The following is a 21047-nucleotide window of genomic DNA, read 5'->3' as shown; positions in this document are numbered from 1 at the left end:
TCCCAGTCAACCGGAAGGCGCGTCCGAACCCTGCGCAGGAGTGTCCTAAAGTCGCGGTATGGAACACCGAAGAATCGCCATCATCCGGGAACGCCTGCAGGCAGGGGCAGATCCGGACCGTGCGAAAGCGGCACAGGCGTACATGAAGTCATCCATGCCTTCCCTCGGTGTCAAGGTCCCGGTAGTCCGTCACATCGTCCTCGCGACCGCGAAGGAACTCCCCTTCGGGTCCCCTGCCGAACTTCGTGACGATGTCCGGCTGCTCTGGCTGGAAGCTACATGGCGGGAAGAACGCTATGCGGCCATCGATCTGACCTCGCTCAAGTCCGTGGCCAAGGATCTGGAGATGTTGCCGCTCTACGAAGAAATCATCCGGACAGGCGCATGGTGGGACTTCGTCGACGGCGTCTCCGACCGTATTTGTGCCCTCCTGCAACATCACCGGAGCACGCTGACCCCGCTCTTGCGGACATGGGCAAGCGACCCGGACTTCTGGATCCGTCGCGCGGCCATCACCTCCCAGCTCAAGGCAAAGACGGCCACGGCCCAAGAACTTCTGGCCACGGCGCTTGACGCCAACCTGGCCGACAAGGAGTTCTTCATCAGGAAAGCAATCGGTTGGACCCTGCGGGAGTACGCCAAGACCGATCCTCAGTGGGTACGGAGCTACGTGGAAACCCGAAGGGCCAGGCTGAGCCCGTTATCCCTGCGTGAAGCGATGAAACACCTCGGCTGATTCCGGTTCAGGACTTCGGTTTGAGCTTGAGCTTCAAAATTCCGCGACGCGGGCGGAACAGCACGTGGGTCTTCTTGTCAAAGAACACCAGGTAGGCAATGAAGGAGACCGCGATGGCGATGGCCACTCCGCGCACCACCTCAATGGGGATCCACTGGAAGACACTCAATTGGTCCGTCAGCGCGATAAGGGTGAAGAACGCCGTCAAATAGAAGACCGTCCGAAGCTGGGCGCCGTCCGCGATGCCCGTCACGGTAAAGAACACCAGCAGCCACACCATGTACCAAGGCTGGATCACCGGCGCCAGAACGACGACGGCGGCGAAAGCCCAGGCCATCCGGCGAAGCACCGTCTTGTTGAACTCGGGTTCGTCGTCGAGCGGCGCGGGCATACCCAATCCGCGGCCGGGCGTCCGTACGGCGAGCCAGACGATGGCCAGCGCCGAAACTGCCGTTCCGGCAGTCTGGATAACGTCCGTCACGGGAACGCCCGGACCCCCGAAAAGTCCGACGACGAATCCGGCCGTATGTGCCAGCAATCCCACCGGCGCGTACCAGATCCAGACGGCGCCGGGAGTCTGGAGGGCGCCAAGCCAGCCAAATCCCAGGCCGTTCACCAATCCTGCGGCGGCCAGCAGCCCTAAGGACAAGCCCAACGTCGCCATCCAGCAGAGCATTCTGCGGCCCCAGCCCGCACGGGCACCGGCCCACAGCAGCCCGGCAAAAGGCAAGGCAATCAAAGTAATCGGCTTGATGGCGATCGAGGCCGTGATCAGCACGATTCCAAGCACGGGTCGTTTAACCGAGGCGAAGTACAGTCCGGCAACAACCAGTCCCAACATCAAGGAGTCGTTGTGCGCGCTGGCAATGAAGTTGATCAGGAGAACCGGGTTGAGGACCCCAAGCCAGAGCGCCCGATCCGGGTTCACGCCATGGACCGCAGCCAAACGCGGAGCGTAGACGGCGAGCAGGATCACCCCCGCCAGGGCAGCCAGGCGGAAGGGAATCAGCGCAAGCTCCGGGACGCCGGCGCTCACCCACACGGCACCCTGTTCGATCCAGAGCCATAACGGACCGTAAGGCGTCGGTGCTTCCGTCCACAATTTGTCGGGCCCGAGTGAAAAGTAGTTGCTCAGGGCCGAGATGCCGTTGGTGTATGGGTTCAGGCCCTGCTCCATGAGCCGGCCCTGGCCGATGTAGGCATAAGCGTCCCTGCTGAACAACGGCAAGCTGAACATCATCGGGAGGGCCCACATCCACAATGCTCGCCGAAGCACAGGACGCGAGGACGGGTTCCATCCGCCGATCCGCTGGGCAATGCGCAGCCAAGAGCGCAGGAGTAGGAGTGCGCCGAGGCAGAGCATCACGGTGCAGACGATCACGCCAACCGGGGATGTCCTGGCCATGATGAAGAGGGGCGTGCGGATAAGGGAACCGCTGGTTGTCGCCATCCAGCCGACCCCGACCGAGCCTGCCACCATGAGCAACGACCCGACGAACCCTTGGAGGATCGCCGTCCTTGCCGCTTTGGCTATCACAGTGCCGTGTACCGGGGCGTTGGAATCGCCAAGCGCCTCTGGATGAGCCAACGAACTCCCCACCTCACGCTCACGAAACTTCGACGTCACCATCAAACAAAATCCTGTCCGGTTCCCTGCCGCATCCGGGCCAAAGTGGCACTGCCGGCTGCCATGGATTATTGCAACTGTAGCATCGCCACCCCTGGCTTCCCGGGGCCAACCGGACCATGGGTCTGCCCGCGAAAGTGGCCTGAGATAGGATGGATGGGGCCCTTACGGCACCTGTGACGATAACTACCTGACAAGGATCCTCCCATTTCCACGGACTCATTCTTCAGCGCGCTCACACGGTTCCGCCATCGTGTTCTTCCCTCTTCGGTGGAGGTAAGGCTCAATTCTCCCAAGGGCCTGCTTGTAGGCTTCTGCGTCGTGCACTTGGTCTTCCTCGTGTTCGCGCTGATCCTTTCCCTGCGCGGCGAGGCCTTCAGCGACACTTTCATCTATCGGGACTGGACCTCGGCCGGGTTCCGGGATGAGAACCTCAGCGGCGGGCCCAGCCCTTGGGTCTACCCTGTTCTCGCCTTGGTGCCGATGGCCATCGCGGGGCTGGCCGGACCCGGTCCGTTCTTCTTTCTCTGGGTACTCATGATCACCGTGCTCAACGGTGTCGCTCTCGCCAAGCTCACGGGACGGGGCCGCCGTCGCGAGGCTATCCCGGCGGGATGGTGGTGGCTGGTCTTCGTCTTCATCATGGGTTGGCTGGGATTCGCCCGGGTGGACGGATTGACTGCCCCCATCGTGCTGATCGCCTTGGCGTACGGGGTGTCACACCCCTTCATTGCCTCGACCCTCCTGAGTGTTGCCACCTGGATGAAGGTTTGGCCGGCCGCCGTCATGCTTTCGTTGTTCACCGTGGTCAAGCAGAGAACCAAAGTGGTGGCTGCCGGAATTCTGACCAGCGTTCTGGTCATCGCCCTCACGGCGGCCGTAGGTCAACTGCCGAAGCTCCTTAACTTCCTGACCCAGCAAGGCGATCGTGGCATGCAGTTGGAAGCCACCTTCACCACTCCATGGTTGTGGCTCTCGGTCCTCCATGTGGGTGACTCGAGAATGTACATGAACACCGACATCAACTCGATGCAAGTGGATGGCCCCGGAACGGCCTCCATGTCATTCCTTATGCAGCCCCTTCTTGTCCTGGCCGCGATCCTGGTGGCCGCCCTGACCTTCTGGGCACTGCACAACGGCAAGCGAACCGGCGGGGCGGACCGCACCGAACTGTTGTTGGCTGGATCCCTGACCATGGCCACGGCTTTCGTCGTGTTCAACAAGGTCGGGTCACCCCAGTTCATGGTGTGGCTGGCGCCTGCTGTCGCCGTCGGGCTTGCCCACAGCTGGAAGGAATGGCGGGTTCCCGCGGCGATGCTCATCGCCATTGGGGTGGCCACATACTTCATCTACCCCCTCTTCTATGACGCACTCAGCCACAACAACCCTTGGATGGCACTGGTGTTGACGGTGCGCAATGTCCTGCTGGTGGTCCTGTTCTGCTGGTCCGTACGCCGCCTATACCTTTTGGGCAAGAAGATCCCGGCCAACGAACCGGCCGCCGCTGCCAAGGAGTCCTGAGATTTCCGTTCGATTCTTTGCTGCACTGGCCCGCGTGCGCGACGCCGCCCTGCCGCCTGCCGCCGTCGCCTGGTTCGGCCGTCCCTCCAGCGTTTGGTGGGGTTTCGCCGCCATCCATCTGTATTTCCTCGGCTGGATGGCAAGTTTCTTCCTGTCCGGAAACACGTTCAGCGACACTGAGCAGTACCGCCAGTGGGCGATGACCGGCTACAACCCTGCGGATCTCCACGGAGCCATCAGCCCTTGGGTATACCCGGTACTCGCCCAGATTCCGATCTTCCTCGCCAACATCGCGGGCCCGGGTCCATACCTGCTGGTGTGGACGTTGATCATCACTGCGCTCAATGCCGCCGGCTTGTTCATCTTGACCCGCGGTCCGCGAAGGACAACGGGGATTGCCCCTGCCTGGTGGTGGCTGTTCTTTACCGCTTTCATGGGCTACCTCAGCTTCGCGCGCGTAGAAGGCATCACGGCACCCATCGTGTTGGTCGCACTGCTGTATGCCGCCACGCGGCCCGTAGCGGCGGGCATCCTCCTCAGCATCGCCACGTGGATCAAAGTCTGGCCGGCCGCCGTCCTGGTACCCATCATCATCGCGAGCCACCGCAGGCTGCGGATCATCGCGTGCGGCGCCGCCGTAACTGCCGCCGTCGCACTGGGCACCTACCTTTCGGGCGGCCTCCCGCATATCCTCGACTTCTTGACCAACCAGGGTGAGCGCGGCATGCAACTTGAAGCCACGTTCTCAACCCCTTGGGTCTGGTTGAGCGTGCTCAACATCGGCGGTTCCAAAATCGCCGACAACGTCGCCATCAATTCCACCGAGGTGTACGGACCGGGAGCCAATGTGGCGGCCTTCATGATGCAGCCGCTCTTGGTGCTTGCCGCCGTCGCCGGCTCTGCCCTTTTGCTTTGGGCGCTTCGGCGGGGTGCCGAACCGGAAGAGCTGTTTCTGGAGGGCGCCCTCATGATGACCACCGCGTTCATCGTGTTCAACAAGGTGGGTTCGCCGCAATTCATCATCTGGCTTGCGCCGGTGGTAATCGCCGGGCTGACCCACGACTGGAATCGCTGGCGGGTTCCTGCCGCCCTCCTGATGGGGATCGCCATGACGACCTTTGTGATCTACCCGTTGTTCTACACGCCGCTGATCCATGCCAACCCCGTGATGGCAACAGTGCTCACCACGCGGAACGTGCTTCTGGTTGTCCTGCTCTGGTGGTCCGTACAACGGACCTTGGAACTAGGCCGCAAGTCCAGCGCAAGAACCGCTATTCGGAGCGCCTGAGCCGCTGCTCAAGCCTGCGGAGCAGTTGCGCAGGGGTGGAACGGATCAGCAGTCTGCGCGTGTGCACGTCCAACACCATCAGGTAGACGGTGAATCCCAGGGCCACCAGGAAGGACAGGGAGGACACTTTGACGTTCAGTTCCACGAAGGACAGCACCGAAATCTGGTCCTGGGCGCCGAAGGCCACGAAAAATGTCACGGCGACATAGAGGGACTTGATCTGCCAGTCGTCCCTGATGCCCGTGACCGCGAGCAGCGGGATGAACCACAGGATGTACCACGGCTGGATAATCGGAGAAAGCATGACGACGGCGGCAAACGCCAGGGCCGCGCGTCGCACCAGCCGTGAATAGTCGCCGCGGAACATCAGTACCACCACCAGCCCGATTCCGGCCCACTTCATGAGGGTCCGGAGCCCGGTGGCCACGGTGGATCCGGGCAGGCCCAGGAGATTGGCGATCACCTCGACCTGTTGGCCCAGGAAGCCCGAAGGCGAGTATCCCGTGTAGCCGGGCGTCGGATCGAGGATGGCCCAGACCCATCCAAAGCCAAGGTTGTAAGGAATTCCGCTCACTGCCAGGACGGCAAAGCTGATACCCGCCGTCGCGCCCCAGAACAGGAACTTGCGGGCCCAACCCGCAGCGGGCCCCGCCCACATGAGGCCTATGAAAGGCAAGAGAAGCACTGTGATCGGCTTGATGCCGATGGAAGCCGTGACCAGCAGAAGCCCGGTGATGTGGCGCCCGGTGGCTGCAAAGTACATTCCGGCCACCGCCAGGCCCACCATGAGGGCATCGTTGTGGGCGCTGGCGACGAAGCTGATGAGAAAGAGCGGGTTGGCCACGGCGATCCACAGAGCGCGGCCGGGATTGATCCCGTGCAGTTCGGCGAGCCTGGGAACATACACCACGCAGAGCAGCACTCCCACAGTCGCAAGAACGCGAAAGAGCAAAACGGAAAAATCGGGCTGGGCGTCGGTGATGCCCACCACCCACCTGGCAAGCCACAGGAAGTAGGGTCCGTACGGCGTCTTGGCTTCAGCCCAGGCAGGATCAGCGCCCAGCGAAAACCAGTTGCTGAGCGAGGAAATCCCCGCGGTGTAGGGGTTCTGGCCTTCCAGCACCAGCCTGCCCTGGCCGGTGTAGGCGTACACGTCGCGCGAATAGATGGGCACGGCAAACATCAGGGGCGCCGCCCACGCCGCAACAGCGACAACCACCGATCTGAGCGAGCCTGGCCCCCAGTCCTTGAGCCTTTGCCCGAGCCTCAACCATGACCTGACCAAAAGCATGGCCCCGGCCGTCAGCAGGATGGTGGAGGTCGTTACGCCCCAGCCCTCCGTGCGCAGGGCGATGACAAGGGGGTGCCTGAACATGGGCGAGCCGTTGGCGATCCAGCCGGCACCGATCGAGCCGACGAAGATCATCAGGGATCCAAAAAATCCTTGCCAGATTGCCACGTAGGCCTTGATCTGGCCGGAGGTGCCGGTGTTGATGTGCGCGGCATTTGGGTAATAGAGACTCGCGGCAGCCTTCTCTGACGGCGCCGCGGGTTCCTTTGCCTCATCCCGGCTATTTGAGGTGCCCACGCCCGTTCCGCCTGCCGTCATGATATTCCAGTCCCTACGTACATTGGTCCAGCTCATCGATGCAGGCAACAACCGCTCGACAACGGCCCAGTTTACCAGCCGCGGTAAGCCGCAGGCGCGGAACGGAGCGCCCCGCCACCCTTCTCATGCGCCCGAACGGTAGGCTGGGCGGGTGCCTATTACTAATGAACGCATCGTCTGGATCGACTGTGAGATGACCGGTCTCGACCTTGTAAACGACGCCCTGATCGAGGTCGCGGCCTTGGTCACCGATTCGGAGCTGAACATCCTGGGTGATGGCGTCGACGTCGTCATCAAACCCGAAGATGCCGCGCTTGAACAGATGAACGACTTCGTCCGCGACATGCACACCCGTTCGAAACTCCTGGACGAGCTCCCGCACGGCAAGACCATGGCCGAAGCCGAAGCGATCGTTCTGGAGTACATCGAGAAGTGGGTACCCGATCCGAAGAAGGCACCGCTGGGTGGCAACTCAGTCGGAACCGACCGGATGTTCCTCGCGCGGGACATGCCCAACATCGTCGAACACCTCCACTACCGGGTCATCGACGTCAGCACCATCAAGGAACTCTCGCGCCGATGGTTCCCCCGCGCATATTTCCAGTCGCCCGCCAAACATGGTGGCCATCGCGCCCTGGGTGACATCAGGGACTCCATCGACGAACTGCGCTACTACCGCGAGGCCGTGTTCGTCCCGGCTCCTGGTCCTGATACGGCAACGGCACAGAAGATTTCCAAGCAGATTGCAGCCGGCCCGGCAAGCACGTGATCTGCGGCACCTTTTCGGGAAATTTCAGCCAAACGGTCAAAAGTGGCAAAACCATCCTCCAAGACGGGGTATAGTTTTTGTCGTTGCCTTCGCAGCTAACGGGTCATTCCGAAAGCATAAAAGGCTCATGGTGGGCGTAGCTCAGTTGGCAGAGCGCCTGGTTGTGGTCCAGGAGGTCGCGGGTTCAACCCCCGTCGCTCACCCTCATGAGATCGGTAGCATTTTATCGATCGCAGCCAAAGGCCGTACTGGTTATCCAGTGCGGCCTTTGCTTTGTCCCGGCCGATTTCGGCATCCGCTCCAGACCCGAGAACCAGAGGAACACCTGACATGACCGTCCTGCCAGTCACCATCTGGGGCGAGCCCGTGCTTCACCGCCGGGCGAGCGAGGTGGAAGAGTTCGACGACGAGCTGCGGACCTTGATTGCCGACATGTTCGAGACGAACGAAGCCGCCAACGGCGTCGGGCTGGCCGCACCCCAGGTAGGGGTTGGCAAGCGGATCTTCATCTTCAAATACGCGAACGACGACGACGCGCCGGACGAAGGCGTTCTGGTGAACCCGGTCCTCACCCTCTCCAAGATCCCCGGCGCCCTTCCCGATCCCGAGGAAGACGTCGAAGGCTGCCTGTCATTCCCCGGGGAGCACTACCCCCTGCAGAGGGCCGAATGGGCCCGCGTCCAGGGCTTCGACGGCGACGGCAAACCGGTGGATTTCGTGGCGACGGGCTGGTTCGCGAGGGTCATGCAGCACGAATTCGACCACCTTGACGGCAAGCTCTATGTGGACCGTCTGGCTGACCGCTACGCCAAGAAGGCCATGAAGCAGGCCAAAAAGAACGGCTGGGGAGTGCCCGGGCTGAGTTGGATGCCGGGTGTTGACCCGGACCCTTTCGGACACTGACCGATGACCGGCATCGAGCAGGACGAATTGTTCAAGCTTCTCGACATCCACGGCGAGGACGCTTTTGCGTGTGCCTCGCTGCTGGCGTCACCTCCCGGAGACGGGACGCGACAGGCCCTTGCCAGCCTTCACGCCCGCCTGGGCGCCTTTCCAAGCAAGTCTGCCGCCGCGGATGGCTGCACGGAAACGGACTGGATCGAGGCGCTCCTGCGCTTTGCGCCTGAAGTCCACCGCCATCATCTTTCCCTTGGCATCCCGCCGGAATCGTCCGCCGCGATCCTGGCCGACGTGGGACTGAACCTTCGAATCAACCGAAGGGTTCATAGACGCTTCGGCTTGGACACGTGGGCGTGGCTGACCCTCCACATGGCCGGAAACATCTTCCGGATCGGCCGCTTGCAATTCCACCTTATCCGCGGCGACGCGGGAGGCTCCCTCGCCGCAAGCGACTCCTGGGTGGTGGGTGTCCACATCCCCGAGGATGGCGGCCTTTCCCCTGCCGTCGTGGACACGAGCTTCAGCCAGGCCAGGGAGTTCTTTGACCGATACTTCCCGGACAAGGCGGTCTCCGCGGCGAGCTGCGACTCGTGGATGCTGGATCCCTATCTGGCCCAGAAACTGCCGGACAGCAATATCGCAGCTTTTGCCCGCCGATTCACCCTGGACCGCTGCTCAGACGCTCCGAGCGACGCTGTCTACTTCACCTTCCGGCAGCGGGGCATGGAAAACCTTGATCGACTCCCCCGCGAGACCTCGCTTCAGCGCGTGGTGCTGGAAAGGATCGACGACGGCGGGGTCTGGCAACTCGGACACGGCCACTTGGTGTTCCCCCCGGCGCGGAGCAACCACGCCTGACGGGGCCGCCCGCGCCCTCAGGCGGCTACGTCGCCCTGATGGTCCGCTGACCCGGGCACGAGTCCAGGACGCGCCTCATGGCGTCTTTCTCCGCTTGGGTGACCCAGAGCCGGTACGCGGCTTTGACGGAAACCTGCCGGGCTACGTAATGGCAGCGAAAGCCCTTGTTGGCAGGGAGCCAGCTCGCGGCGTCGCTCGCGCCTTTCTTCACGTTGGCAGGACCGTCAACGGCAATGAGGTTGAGGGGGTCATTGGCGAGGCTTTGGCGCTGTTTGGCGGTGAGCTGCTGGGCACCCTTCTGCCAGGCATCCCCGAGAGCCACCACATGGTCGATTTGTACGGCCGAGCTGCTTTCGGAGCCCCTGCGGAAATGGATGTCCTGGCCGATGTAGGGCTCACGTAGCTCCCCGGAAGCGATCCTGCATTTGGAACCCGCCGTGAACTCCGCTGCCGTAAGATCCCGCCTCAGGATGTCGTTCCTGGTATCGCAGCCGTTTCGGTCGACGTCGAGCCAAGCCTGGCCGAATTCGTTGCGGTCGTAGTTGTCCTTCGCTGCACGCCCCTTCACGGGAAGCGCCTCCAAGGCATCAACGGCCGAACCGACGGGTACCGGCTGAACAGCTTCCACCGGCTTCATCCATTTCGGGTCGAAGACAGGAGCTTCCGTTGGTCCGTTGACTGGATCCTGGCCAACGGCGAACTGGCCGTTGGTGAAGAACCACCCAATGCCGGCAAATCCACCCGCGATGATGAGAATCACCAGCACCCAGGCCTGCCGGGACTGCCGGCGGGCGCGCCGATAAGCGGCCCAGGTGGTGCTCAAGGGATTGCGTCCTTTCGGGGAGGAATACGTCCCTTGAGACTAGATGAGGCACTGATAGCCGACGATGATATCCACAGTGTGGAGGACAAGTCGGGCCGGGCTTACTGCTCCTTGGTGACGCGTTTCAGGTCTTCGGCCGCCAGCTCCAAAAGGGACCCCAACTGTACGACGCGGTCCTCGGAGATATCACCCGCCGCATGTGCGGCCTTGGCCTGGTCGAACAGGCGCTGGGCTTCTTTGAGGTTGGCGCGCGCCACGTCCAGGGCGTGTTCCAGGGTTGTTTCGTGGTCCAGAATCTTTTCGCTTTCCATGCGTCCATTCTGGTCAGGTTTCCCGGCTGATACCAGCGCATCAGCCGGGAAACCCCTGTGTCTTTCCTGGCCCTTTCCAGAGCCGGCTAGACGCCGGCGGGCTCCAACGTTGCCTTGGGCTCAATGCCCACAGCGACACTGCGTGCCGGGAACGACGGCGGGTTCACGCCGGCCATTTCCTCCATGACGCGCACTACCTGGCAGGAGTAACCGAATTCGTTGTCGTACCAGACATAGACCACGAGGTTCTTGTCGTTGGCGATGGTGGCCAGGCCGTCCACGATGCCTGCTCGGCGGGAGCCGACGAAGTCCGTGGAGACGACCTCGGGCGAGTCGATGAAGTCGATCTGCTTGCGCAGTTCCGAGTGCAGGGACATCTCGCGAAGGTAGTTGTTGACCTCGTCCTTGGTGGTGCCGTTTTCAAGGTTCAGGTTCAGGATGGCCAGGGACACGTCCGGGGTAGGGACCCGGATGGAGCTGCCGGTCAGCTTGCCCAGCAGTTCGGGCAGTGCCTTGGCAACGGCCTTGGCGGCACCGGTTTCGGTGATGACCATGTTCAGCGCTGCGGAGCGGCCGCGCCGGTCACCCTTGTGGAAGTTGTCGATCAGGTTCTGGTCGTTCGTGAACGAGTGCACGGTTTCCACGTGGCCGTGGATGACGCCGAACTTGTCGTTGAGTGCCTTGAGCACCGGGGTGATGGCATTCGTGGTGCAGGAGGCTGCAGTGACAATCTTGTCCGAGTCCTCGATGGAGGAGTGGTTGATGCCGTGGACGATGTTCTTCAGATCGCCCTTGCCCGGAGCCGTGAGCAGGACGCGCGCGACACCCTTGCTCTGCAGGTGCTGGGACAGGCCCTCGGCGTCGCGCCAGCGGCCCGTGTTGTCGACCACCAGGGCGTTGTTGATGCCATAAGCCGTGTAGTCGATGGTGGCGGGATTGTCCGAGTAGATGACCTGGATCTGGACACCGTTGGCCGTGATCGTATTGGCGGCCTCGTCCACGCGGATGGTGCCTTCGAAGGAACCGTGCACCGAGTCGCGCCGCAGCAGGCTGGCGCGCTTGACGAGATCATTCTCGGCGCCCTTACGGACCACGATCGCGCGCAGGCGCAGGCCGTGCCCGCCGCCGGCCTTTTCGATCAGGAGGCGGGCAAGGAGCCTGCCGATGCGGCCGAAACCGTAGAGCACGACGTCGGTGCTGGTCCGGTCGTCCGCGCCGCGGCGCCCGACAACCTCGGCAAGTTCGGCGCGGAGGAAGGCTTCCAGGGTTGTTCCCGGGGCCTGGGCCTTGTACTTCTCGTTGAGGCGGGCGATGTCGATCGCAGCGGCCCCGAGTTCAAGCTCGGCAAGGGTGTTCAGTAGCGGCGCGGTTTCTTCGAGCAGGAGTTCGTCCTTGCTCATCCGGCGCGCAAAACGGTGGGCTTTCAGGATGTTCATCGACGACTTGTTGATGAGGCTGCGCCCGTGGATGCTCGTCACCACGTTGTTCTCACGGTACAGCCGGCCGATCACCGGAATCATGGCCTCGGCCAGCGCTTCGCGGCCCATCCACGTATCAAGACAAGAATCTGATGACTGGCTCACAGAACTACCTTCCTAGGGTCAGCTACATACGTCCTCGTACGTAGATGGCGGCCGCCCGGAGTAATCCTGCGGCACTGGCATCGGCGGGACTTCGGTCTGCCCGGACACCTCGAACGTTGCAAAGAAAAACCGCCGGCTGCGAACGCAGAACCGGCGGTGGAACTCCTACGTTCACTGTCCATTCTAAGGTCTGACACGGGACCTCTTGGCAGCCGGAATGCGTGAATTCACTCACACACGGCTGAGGGATGGGTTGACTGATACGCCGGGTTCTGTCCTCCCCCGCCGTTGCCGGCGAAGGAGTGGCGACCATCCATCTACGAACGCCGTTGCCGACGCCCTCCAGCGGCCTACCCGGACACTCGGGCGAGCAGCCCTCGATCGTGCCCTGTCTGGCCTTGCTCCGGGTGGGGTTTACCTAGCCTCCCTGGTCACCCAAGGAGCTGGTGGTCTCTTACACCACCGTTTCACCCTTACCTGCTGCCTGCCTGTGCTGGCACAAGCAGGCGCGGGCGGTCTGTTCTCTGTGGCACTGGCCTGCGGGTTACCCCGAGTGGGCGTTACCCACCACCCTGCCCTGTGGAGCCCGGACGTTCCTCGAGCCACTCACGTGGCGCGCGGCCGCCTAGTCAACCCATCCGCCCTACAGTCTACCGGCGTCGGCCCCCCGGTTTTCAGACGGCACCACCGATCCGGTCTGCCCGGACAACCAGCGGCAGCAATACAGCTAATATCGACTGGTGCTGATTCTGCTGCCCCCTTCCGAAGGCAAGACCCCCGCTGCGAAGGGCTCCGCCGTCGATTGGGAGTCCCTGAGCTTTCCCGAACTCAACAGCTACCGGACCAAAGTGCTCGACGCGCTCGGCCTGGTCAGCGCGCATGAGGACGCCCTCGCCCTGTTGGGGGTGGGCGCGTCCTTGAAGGACGACGTCGAGCGCAATACCCGGCTCCACGCCGAACCCGCGGCCCCTGCCCATCAGGTGTATTCCGGTGTTCTCTACGACGCGCTGGGCTACAAGTCCCTGACCGCGGCGCAGCGCCGCAAGGCGGTGGAGTCGATCCTTGTGGTGTCCGCCCTGTGGGGCGCCATTGGCTTCGGCGACCGCGTGCCCGCCTACCGCTTGTCCATGGGAACGGCACTGCCCGACGTCGGGCGCCTCGCGTCGTTCTGGAAGCCGCAGCTCGCGCAGGCCCTCGCCTCGCGGGTGGAGGGCGAACTGCTGGTGGACTGCCGCTCCAGCACCTACGCCGCGGCTTGGGCTCCGCCCGCGGCGCAGACTGTCTCCGTCAACGTCTTTTCCGAGTCCAACGGCAAACGCACCGTGGTCAGCCACTTCGCCAAGCACACGCGCGGCGAACTGGCCCGGCACTTGCTGAGCCGTCGAGGCAAGGTGCCGGGGACGCCCGAACAGCTGCTCAAGGCAGCCTCGGAAATGTGGACTGCGGAGTTGGCGGAAGGAACGGCGCGCAAGCCGCACACCCTCAGCATCATCCTCCCCAACTAGCTCGCAGTAGGTGTCGTTTTCAGCCGTGAAAACGACACTAAATGCGAGCTAGTTGGGTGGGGAACAGGGCGGTTAGTTCCACTCGGCGGAGCGCACCAGGATGCAGCCCGAATCGGGGCAGAACACGATCTCGTCTTCGGCAGCGGCCTTGACCTCGGCAAGGTCGCCGGGGCTGAGCGTCATCCCCGAGCCTTCGGACTTGCCGTGGAACAGCCTGGCGGCCCCCACCCCACGCTTGGCAAGGGTCTTTTCGTAGATGGCCAGCATCCCGGCGTCGAGCCCTTCGGCGAAGCCGGTCCGCTGAGCGCGTACATCCGTCTCTTCGGCAACAATCTCGGCGATCGCGGCGTCCAGCTCGGCACGGATCCCGGAGAAGGAACCCTGGATGTCATCGACGATCTGCTGTTGCGCGGCCTGGCGCTCCCTGAGTCCGTCCAGGCGTTCCAGGATTTCCAGCTCGACATCCTCAAGGTCCGAACGTCGCTTGTTCAGCGAGGCGATATCGCTTTGCAGCGCAACGAGATCCTTGGAAAGTCCGGTGCCGCTGTTCAACCTGGCTTCGTCCCGCTCAATGCGGCTAGCCACTTGCTCGACGTCGGCCTCTGACCTGCGCAGCTCTGTTTCGGCGTCGTGGACGGCAAGTTTCGCGGTCCCGAGCGAGCCGTTGGCCACGCTGAGGGCGTCCCGAAGATCGGTGATGCGGGGGTCGGTCTCCAAAGTGCGACGGCGGTTCGCCAAGGATTTGAGCTTCGCATCCAACCCCTGCAGTTCGAGCAATTTCAACTGTTCCGCCGGTGCTGCCTTGGCCACGCTTACCTCCGCTTGATCGTGCCGGGGATGATATTCAGCCCCAGCCAGGCCTTGGGCCTGTTTGTTTCGACTCTAGCGCCTAGCGCGCTCCCTCGCCTCGCTTAGCCGGGAGTCAGAATGAAGTCCCAGGGATCGCTGTTGGTGGAAGCCACCCGGATCTCGACGTCGTGGCCCTGGTCGGCGAGCACGTTGCCGAGCGCTTCGGCCGCGGCGGGCAGCCACAGCCACTCGCTCGCGAAATGCGATACGTCAACGAGGTACGGCCTGCCGTTAACGGCAGCTTCGCGGGCCTCGGACGCCGGGTGGTGCCGCATATCCGCGGTGACGTAGATGTCCGCCTGGCTGGCCCGGACCGCGTCGAAGAGACTGTCTCCGGCTCCGCCGCAAACAGCCACGCGGCGCACGAGCCCGTCCTTGTCCCCGGCGACCCGCACGCCACCGGCCACTGAGGGCAGGATCTCGAACACCCGCGCGGCGAAATCTCCCAGGGTCATGAGTTCGGGCAGGTCGCCGACCCGGCCGATGCCCTCTTCCGGCAGGCCGTGGGCCGCAGGAGCCAGCGGGACGACGTTGTCGAGCCCGAACGCGTCGGCGAGGACATCGGAAACGCCTCCGACGGCGGAGTCCCCGTTCGTGTGCACGGTCAGCAGCCCGGTACCTGACTCAATGAGCCGATGGACAGCAAGGCCTTTGGCGCTCGTGGCGGCAACGGAGGTGACGCCCTTGAGCAGCAAGGGATGGTGCGTAACGAGGAGCTCAGCGCCCCATTCAATGGCTTCTTCAATGGCGGCGAGGGTCGGATCCACAGCGAACATGACCTTGGTGACGGTGGCGGTTGGCCGTCCGACCACCAGTCCTACCTCGTCCCATTCCTCGGCGAGCGATTCCGGCCAGAGCTCCTCCACTGCCAATAAGACCTGACCTAGGGTAGGGGTGCTGGCTCTTGGAGTTCCGGCTGCACCATTCTCCGGTTCTTCGCCGGATCCTGTATCTGCAACCGCGGTGTTCACAGCTTCCATGCATTACATTCTTGCGCATCCGGCGGCCAAGTCGCGGTTGCCGCAACCGGACTGTTTGAGATTGTTGCCACTGGCCGGGTCTGCGCCGTCACAGTCCCGTAAGGTTGTGCGGGAATCATCCGGGACTCCCAGCCATTGAAGAGATCATGAAAACTTTTGTACTTGGTGGAGGCTGCTTCTGGTGCCTCGACGCCGTCTATCAGAAGACCAAGGGCGTCAGTTCCGTGGTTTCCGGTTACACGGGCGGGCACATCCGGAATCCTGACTATTACGATGTGTGCTCCGGAATGACGGGCCACGCGGAGGTCGTCGCCGTGACTTTCGACGAGGACATCATTCCGGCGGACATCATCCTTGACATGTTCTTTGCACTGCATGATCCCACCACGCTCAACCGCCAGGGCTACGACGTCGGAACCCAGTACCGTTCCTCGATGTTCTACACCACCACGGAAGAAAAAATCCTCTTCGAAGAGGCCATCCTGCGGAACCAGGAACTGTGGTCCAAGCCGATTGTGACCGAGGTCAGCAGGCTGCCGGAATTCTACGAAGCGGAATCCATCCACCAGGACTACTACGCCAAGTTCCCGGAGCAAGGCTATTGCCAGGTGATCATCAACCCCAAGCTGGCCAAGGCCCGGAAATATTACTCTTCGTGGCTCCGCGCGTAGCAGCGTGTAGCACCGCTCGTTAGGCTGACCTCAGCAGTAGCTATTTCAGCGAATTCAGAGAATAGGCATGATTACATGGCACGGATCTACGACGACGTCACCCAGCTGATCGGCGGAACCCCCCTGGTCCGCTTGAACAGGCTCACCGAAGGCTTGGACGCCACGGTTGCCGTGAAGCTGGAGTTCTACAACCCCGCCAATAGCGTGAAGGACCGTATCGGCGTCGCCATCGTCGACGCCGCCGAGAAGTCCGGTGCGCTGAAACCGGGCGGCACCATCGTCGAGGGAACCTCCGGCAACACCGGCATCGCACTGGCCCTGGTCGGCGCGGCGCGTGGTTACAAGGTCATCCTGACCATGCCGGAAACCATGTCCACCGAGCGCCGCGTCATGCTGCGCGCCTACGGTGCTGAGATTGTCCTGACCCCCGGATCGGAAGGCATGCGCGGCGCCGTCGAAAAGGCCCAGGAAATCGTGGCCAACACCGAGAACTCCGTCTGGGCCCAGCAGTTCGCCAACGAGGCAAACCCGGAGATCCACCGCACCACCACGGCCGAGGAAATCTGGGCAGACACCGACGGTGGCGTGGACATCTTCGTCGGCGGCGTCGGCACGGGAGGCACCATCACCGGCGTCGGGCAGGTCCTGAAGGAGCGCAAGCCCGAAATCCAGATCGTGGCCGTTGAGCCCAAGGACTCCCCCATCCTGAACGGCGGCGCCCCCGGCCCGCACAAGATCCAGGGCCTGGGTGCGAACTTCATTCCGGAAATCCTGGACACCAACGTCTACGACGAGGTTCTCGACGCAACCCTCGAGGACTCAGTTGCCACCGCACGTGCCCTCGGCACCAAGGAAGGCATCCTGGGCGGCATCTCGGCCGGCGCGGCCGTCTGGGGCGCACTGGAGCTCGCGAAGCGTCCGGAGAACAAGGACAAGCTCATCGTGGCAATCGTTCCCGACTTCGGCGAACGTTACATCTCCACGGTGCTTTTTGACGACATTCGCGGCTGATTGCGGACCCCGCGCAACCGCTTTCTTTCATTTCCTGTAGAAAGGTCTTTGTGAGCTTCTTCGCAAGACTTATGGAGGACCTCGAGGCCGCCCGGTCACATGACCCGGCGGCCCGAGGCTCCTTTGAGAACTTTTTTGCCTACTCCGGCCTGCACGCCATCTGGGCGCACCGCCTGACGCACAAATTGTGGCAAAACCCTGAGCTCCGCTTCCCGGCACGGCTCATTTCCCAGCTTGCGCGCTTCCTGACCGGGATCGAGATCCACCCCGGCGCGACCATCGGCCGCAGGTTCTTCATTGACCACGGCATGGGCGTGGTCATCGGTGAGACCGCCGAGATCGGCGAAGACGTCATGATCTACCACGGTGTGACGCTGGGCGGCCGTTCCTTGGCCAAGGTCAAGCGCCACCCCACCATCGGGGATCGGGTCACTATCGGAGCCGGGGCCAAGGTCCTTGGTCCCATCACCATAGGCGCCGACAGTGCGATAGGCGCCAACGCCGTCGTGGTCAAGGACGCACCGCCCGAGTCGATCATCACCGGCGTCCCAGCAACGTGGCGGCACCGTGATGCCAAGAGCGAAACGAAACCCGCCGTCGATCCCGCCGAGTACTACATCGAGTACCGGATCTAGCCGGAAAAGCGTTTGTAACCGTTCCAGAAAACGGTGTCGAAGGCCCGGTCGGGAAGCACCCTCCGTAAGGCCAGGATGGTCCAGGCTCCCCTGCCCACCGGGTAACGGGTCCTGGGCCTTCGCGAAGTCGCCGCATGGACGATGGCGCCCGCCACGGTACGCGGGTGCGTCGAAAGAGCGGTTCCCGAGGTCGATGCCAGGGCGGCCGCCACGATCCCGGCCTGTTCTCGATACGGTCCATGTCCCGAGACCGTCAGCAGGCTCTCCCCCGCGATGGTTCCCCATTCAGTGTCCGTGCCGGCAGGCTCGATGATTGCGACGTCGATGCCGTGGGGCCTCAGTTCCAGGCGCAGCGAGTCGCTAAGGCCCTCGACGGCGAATTTTGTCGCGTGGTACCAGGCGCCCAGCGGTTCATACATTTTGCCGCCGATCGAGGACACGTTGATGATCCTGCCGGAAGCCGCAGCACGCATCACGGGAATCACCAGCTGGGACATCCGGGCGAGACCGAAGACGTTGACCTCGAACTGGCGCCGGCCCTCATCCAGCGGAACCTCCTCCAAGGAACCGTAGGACCCGTATCCGGCGTTGTTGACCAGTACGTCGATCCGTCCCTGATCAGCCAGGACAAGGTCCACGGCGGCCTTCATCGAGTCATCCTCAGTGACGTCCAAGGACAACACCTTGATTCCGTGGGTTTTGAGCGGCTCCATCTTTTCGACCCGCCGCGCCCCCGCGTACACGACCATCCCTGCCTTGCTGAGCTTGATGGCGGCTTCGAAACCGATTCCGGTTGACGCACCTGTGACAAATGCGACGCGTTGCGGCATGGACTGCTCCTCGTGTGACGGGTGGTGTTTTCCTTCAGGACGTACCTACGGCAAAGGCCGGCGCCTCCACAGTAACGCGGAGCCGTCGGCCTTTGACTTGAACAGAGTGGGGCAGGAAAGGGCCTGCCCCAATCGTTAGTGGGTGTCGACTGCGGAGATCTCGGACTTGTCTTCGCCCCACAGGGTGTGGAAGGTGCCTTCGGCGTCAACGCGGCCGTAGGTGTGCGCGCCGAAGAGGTCGCGCTGTCCCTGGATGACCGCTGCGGCGAGGCGCTTGCGGCGAAGTCCGTCGTAGTAGGCCAGCGAGGAGGAGAACACGGGGACCGGGATGCCCAGCTGGACAGCCGTTGCCACCACGCGGCGCCAGGCCGGCAGCGCGCCGGCGATCGCCTTGGTGAAAGCCGGGGCGAACAGCAGGTTGGCCGGCTTCTCTTCGGCTGCGTAGGCGTTGGTGATTTCCTTGAGCAGCTCGGCGCGGATGATGCAGCCGCCGCGCCACAGCGAGGCGATTTCATCGAGCTTGAGGTCCCAGCCGTATTCCTTCGCGGCGGAGGTCAGCATGTCCAGGCCCTGGGCGTAGGACACCAGCTTGGAGGCGTAGAGCGCCTGGCGGACGTCCTCGACGAAGTTCTCGGGGACCTCGACGTCGATTTCCTCGCCCGCGAGCAGCTCCTGGCCAAGCTTGCGCTGTTCCGCCTGGGAAGAGAGGGCCCGGGCGAAGACGGACTCTGCGATGCCCGACACCGGGGAGCCGAGCTCGAGCGCGGAGATGACGGTCCAGCGGCCGGTGCCCTTCTGGCCGGCGGCGTCGACGACGACATCGACGAACGGCTTGCCCGTCTTGGCGTCGACGTGGCCCAGGACCTCTGCGGAGATTTCGATCAGGAAGGAAGCGAGTTCGCCCTTGTTCCATTCGGCGAAGATCCTGGACTGTTCGGCCGGCTCGATGCCGGCGCCGGAGCGCAGGAGATCGAAGGCTTCACCGATGACCTGCATGTCGGCGTATTCGATGCCGTTGTGGACCATCTTGACGAAGTGTCCGGCGCCGTCGGTGCCGATCCAGGCGCAGCAGGGCTTGCCGTCAACCTTGGCGGAGATCTTTTCGAGCAGCGGACCCAGGGCGTCGTAGGACTCCTTGGAACCACCGGGCATGATGGAGGGGCCGTTGAGGGCGCCCTCTTCGCCGCCGGAAACGCCGACGCCCACGAAGTGCAGGTCCTTTTCGGCCAGCGCGGATTCGCGGCGGCGGGTGTCCTCGTAGTGCGAGTTGCCGGCGTCGATCACGATGTCGCCGGGTTCGAGCAAGGGAACGAGCTGGTCGATGACGGCGTCAACCGGCTTGCCGGCCTTCACCATGATCAGGACGCGGCGGGGCTTCTCGAGGGAGTCCACGAGTTCCTGGAGGGTTTCCGTGCGGATGAAGTCGCCGTCCGTGCCGTGCTTGGCCAGCAGGGCGTCGGTCTTTTCGACGGAGCGGTTGTGCAGGGCAACGGTGAAGCCGTTGCGGGCCAGGTTGCGGGCCAGATTGGCGCCCATCACCGCGAGGCCGGTGACACCGATGTGTGCTGACATCAAAACTCCAATTCATTCTTGTGCATTGAGTCCTGCTAGGAGCGAGGAAACGCTTTCTAGAGCAGTAGCTGCAATAAACCATACGTATTCGGACCACGTCGGGGAAAGTTGCGCCCACGTTTTGGAAACGTCCGCGTCACAAAAGAGTCTATGTTGCGAGCCAGCGCCGTGGGGAGTTTCCCCACGCTCGGGGCTTCCGGTGGCGGAGCGGTCAACGCCACTATGCTTACGACTATGTCAACCAGTCTCCACTACCGCGCTGTCGAGCACCTGGGTACCAGGATCGTCGGCGGTATGCTCCCCACCGGTCACGTCATGTTGGCTGAGCACCTTGAGGAGGAGCTCAAAGTGTCGCGGTCGGTGGTACGGGAGGCCGTCAGGGTACTGCAGTCTTTGGGACTGGTTGAAACCATCAAGCGTGTTGGCATCCGGGTCCTCCCTGCGCACCGCTGGAATCCCTTCGATCCGCTTGTCATCCGCTGGCGGCTGGCCGGAGAAGGCCGCGGCGCACAGTTGCGCTCCCTCGCCGAACTCCGCTCCGCCGTCGAGCCTGTAGCCGCGGAACTGGCCGCGGAAAACGCTCCGGAGTTCCTGCGCGGCGAGCTGGTGGACATCTCCCTGGCCATGCGGGAAGCAGGGCGTGCGGGCGACATGCCCACCTTCCTGGACCTCGACATCCGCTTTCACGCCCTGGTGCTCTCCGGTTCCGGCAATGAAATGTTCGCGAACCTGATCGGGCAGGTCACGGAGACGCTCACCGGCCGGACGGTTCACGGCCTCATGCCGGAACATCCGAAGGAAGCGGCCCTGCAATGGCATCTGGATGTAGCCCAGGGCATCAGGGACGGAGACGGCGACAAGGCCCGCGAGGCCTCGTCCAACATCATGCGGGAGACGATCGCGGACCTGTCACCGGGCTGGGAAGGCCAGCCACGGGTATTCGTTCCAGTCGAGCGGCGCTGACGGCTG

20 protein-coding genes, 1 tRNA gene and 1 other RNA gene are annotated in these 21047 nt (G+C 63.1%); 12 read left to right on the top strand and 10 right to left on the bottom strand.

From position 1 onward, the window contains the following. Positions 1-58 precede the first annotated feature (58 nt). Positions 59-736: a DNA alkylation repair protein gene (locus ABD742_RS08055; protein ID WP_234749899.1), complete on the top strand. Its 678-nt coding sequence runs from the start codon at positions 59-61 to the stop codon at positions 734-736. Between the two features lie 7 nt (positions 737-743). Here the strand turns inward: ABD742_RS08055 and mptB (ABD742_RS08050) are convergent, their stop codons facing one another. Beyond that, entirely contained in the window at positions 744-2366 is a 1623-nt protein-coding gene (gene mptB / locus ABD742_RS08050) for a polyprenol phosphomannose-dependent alpha 1,6 mannosyltransferase MptB (protein ID WP_234749900.1), read from the bottom strand. Positions 2367-2570: 204 nt separating this feature from the next. On the opposite strand from mptB (ABD742_RS08050), the gene ABD742_RS08045 reads away from it, so the two are divergent. Beyond that, positions 2571-3884 (top strand): glycosyltransferase family 87 protein, encoded by a 1314-nt coding sequence (locus ABD742_RS08045; RefSeq protein ID WP_234750001.1) that lies wholly within the window; start codon positions 2571-2573, stop codon positions 3882-3884. A 34-nt stretch (positions 3885-3918) separates the two neighbouring features. Continuing rightward, the gene (locus ABD742_RS08040; protein ID WP_234749902.1) at positions 3919-5172 is read left to right on the top strand and encodes a glycosyltransferase 87 family protein; all 1254 of its coding nucleotides are present in this window, start codon (positions 3919-3921) and stop codon (positions 5170-5172) included. On the opposite strand, the gene mptB (ABD742_RS08035) is transcribed toward ABD742_RS08040, so the two are convergent. Continuing rightward, on the bottom strand, positions 5156-6781 hold the full coding sequence (gene mptB, locus ABD742_RS08035) for a polyprenol phosphomannose-dependent alpha 1,6 mannosyltransferase MptB (RefSeq protein WP_344787626.1): 1626 nt from the start codon (positions 6779-6781) through the stop codon (positions 5156-5158). The genes ABD742_RS08040 and mptB (ABD742_RS08035) overlap by 17 nt on opposite strands. Before the next feature lie 151 nt (positions 6782-6932). On the opposite strand from mptB (ABD742_RS08035), the gene orn reads away from it, so the two are divergent. The 4 genes from orn (at position 6933) to ABD742_RS08015 (ending at position 9308) form a co-directional block, all read left to right on the top strand. Continuing rightward, entirely contained in the window at positions 6933-7550 is a 618-nt protein-coding gene (gene orn, locus ABD742_RS08030) for an oligoribonuclease (protein ID WP_308193823.1), read from the top strand. Between the two features lie 130 nt (positions 7551-7680). After that, positions 7681-7753 (top strand) — tRNA-His (locus ABD742_RS08025). 127 nt (positions 7754-7880) lie between these two features. Beyond that, positions 7881-8453 carry a peptide deformylase gene (def, locus tag ABD742_RS08020; RefSeq protein ID WP_234749907.1) on the top strand — a complete coding sequence of 191 codons (573 nt, stop codon included), beginning with the start codon at positions 7881-7883 and terminating at the stop codon, positions 8451-8453. 3 nt (positions 8454-8456) lie between these two features. Continuing rightward, the gene (locus ABD742_RS08015; protein WP_234749909.1) at positions 8457-9308 is read left to right on the top strand and encodes an acyltransferase domain-containing protein; all 852 of its coding nucleotides are present in this window, start codon (positions 8457-8459) and stop codon (positions 9306-9308) included. 25 nt (positions 9309-9333) lie between these two features. Here ABD742_RS08015 and ABD742_RS08010 read toward each other — a convergent pair whose 3' ends face one another. The 4 genes from ABD742_RS08010 to rnpB form a co-directional block, all read right to left on the bottom strand. Further along, positions 9334-10131: an HNH endonuclease family protein gene (locus ABD742_RS08010; protein ID WP_234749911.1), complete on the bottom strand. Its 798-nt coding sequence runs from the start codon at positions 10129-10131 to the stop codon at positions 9334-9336. A 101-nt stretch (positions 10132-10232) separates the two neighbouring features. Further along, positions 10233-10442, bottom strand: coding sequence for a hypothetical protein (locus ABD742_RS08005; protein WP_234749915.1), 210 nt, complete (start codon positions 10440-10442; stop codon positions 10233-10235). Positions 10443-10528: 86 nt separating this feature from the next. Next, the gene (locus tag ABD742_RS08000; protein ID WP_308193824.1) at positions 10529-12025 is read right to left on the bottom strand and encodes a glyceraldehyde-3-phosphate dehydrogenase; all 1497 of its coding nucleotides are present in this window, start codon (positions 12023-12025) and stop codon (positions 10529-10531) included. A gap of 245 nt (positions 12026-12270) precedes the next feature. Continuing rightward, positions 12271-12662, bottom strand: an RNA gene (gene rnpB / locus ABD742_RS07995) — RNase P RNA component class A. Positions 12663-12765: 103 nt separating this feature from the next. Between rnpB and ABD742_RS07990 the strand changes: the two genes are divergently transcribed. Beyond that, positions 12766-13530: a YaaA family protein gene (locus tag ABD742_RS07990; RefSeq protein WP_234749917.1), complete on the top strand. Its 765-nt coding sequence runs from the start codon at positions 12766-12768 to the stop codon at positions 13528-13530. A gap of 72 nt (positions 13531-13602) precedes the next feature. Here ABD742_RS07990 and ABD742_RS07985 read toward each other — a convergent pair whose 3' ends face one another. After that, positions 13603-14340, bottom strand: coding sequence for a zinc ribbon domain-containing protein (locus ABD742_RS07985; protein ID WP_234749919.1), 738 nt, complete (start codon positions 14338-14340; stop codon positions 13603-13605). A gap of 101 nt (positions 14341-14441) precedes the next feature. Next, on the bottom strand, positions 14442-15359 hold the full coding sequence (locus tag ABD742_RS07980; RefSeq protein ID WP_234749922.1) for a Nif3-like dinuclear metal center hexameric protein: 918 nt from the start codon (positions 15357-15359) through the stop codon (positions 14442-14444). Positions 15360-15505: 146 nt separating this feature from the next. Between ABD742_RS07980 and msrA the strand changes: the two genes are divergently transcribed. From msrA to epsC, 3 genes are all read left to right on the top strand, one after another. Then, entirely contained in the window at positions 15506-16030 is a 525-nt protein-coding gene (msrA, locus tag ABD742_RS07975; protein ID WP_059387765.1) for a peptide-methionine (S)-S-oxide reductase MsrA, read from the top strand. A 75-nt stretch (positions 16031-16105) separates the two neighbouring features. Then, positions 16106-17041 (top strand): cysteine synthase A, encoded by a 936-nt coding sequence (gene cysK / locus ABD742_RS07970; RefSeq protein WP_234749924.1) that lies wholly within the window; start codon positions 16106-16108, stop codon positions 17039-17041. Between the two features lie 50 nt (positions 17042-17091). After that, positions 17092-17676, top strand: coding sequence for a serine O-acetyltransferase EpsC (gene epsC, locus ABD742_RS07965; RefSeq protein WP_059387763.1), 585 nt, complete (start codon positions 17092-17094; stop codon positions 17674-17676). On the opposite strand, the gene ABD742_RS07960 is transcribed toward epsC, so the two are convergent. Together ABD742_RS07960 and gndA are read right to left on the bottom strand one after the other, a co-directional pair. Next, a complete protein-coding gene (locus ABD742_RS07960) occupies positions 17673-18506 on the bottom strand; it encodes an oxidoreductase (protein WP_234749926.1) in 834 nt (277 codons plus the stop codon). The genes epsC and ABD742_RS07960 overlap by 4 nt on opposite strands. Positions 18507-18641: 135 nt before the next feature. After that, a complete protein-coding gene (gene gndA, locus ABD742_RS07955) occupies positions 18642-20078 on the bottom strand; it encodes an NADP-dependent phosphogluconate dehydrogenase (protein WP_234749928.1) in 1437 nt (478 codons plus the stop codon). 234 nt (positions 20079-20312) lie between these two features. On the opposite strand from gndA, the gene ABD742_RS07950 reads away from it, so the two are divergent. Next, positions 20313-21041 carry a FadR/GntR family transcriptional regulator gene (locus ABD742_RS07950; RefSeq protein ID WP_234749934.1) on the top strand — a complete coding sequence of 243 codons (729 nt, stop codon included), beginning with the start codon at positions 20313-20315 and terminating at the stop codon, positions 21039-21041. Positions 21042-21047 lie beyond the last annotated feature (6 nt).

The sequence above is a fragment of the Arthrobacter ramosus genome (assembly GCF_039535095.1).
Classification (GTDB): Bacteria; Actinomycetota; Actinomycetes; order Actinomycetales; family Micrococcaceae; genus Arthrobacter; species Arthrobacter ramosus.
Note: the sequence above shows the minus strand (reverse complement) of the source record. Positions and strands in the feature narration are given on the sequence as shown.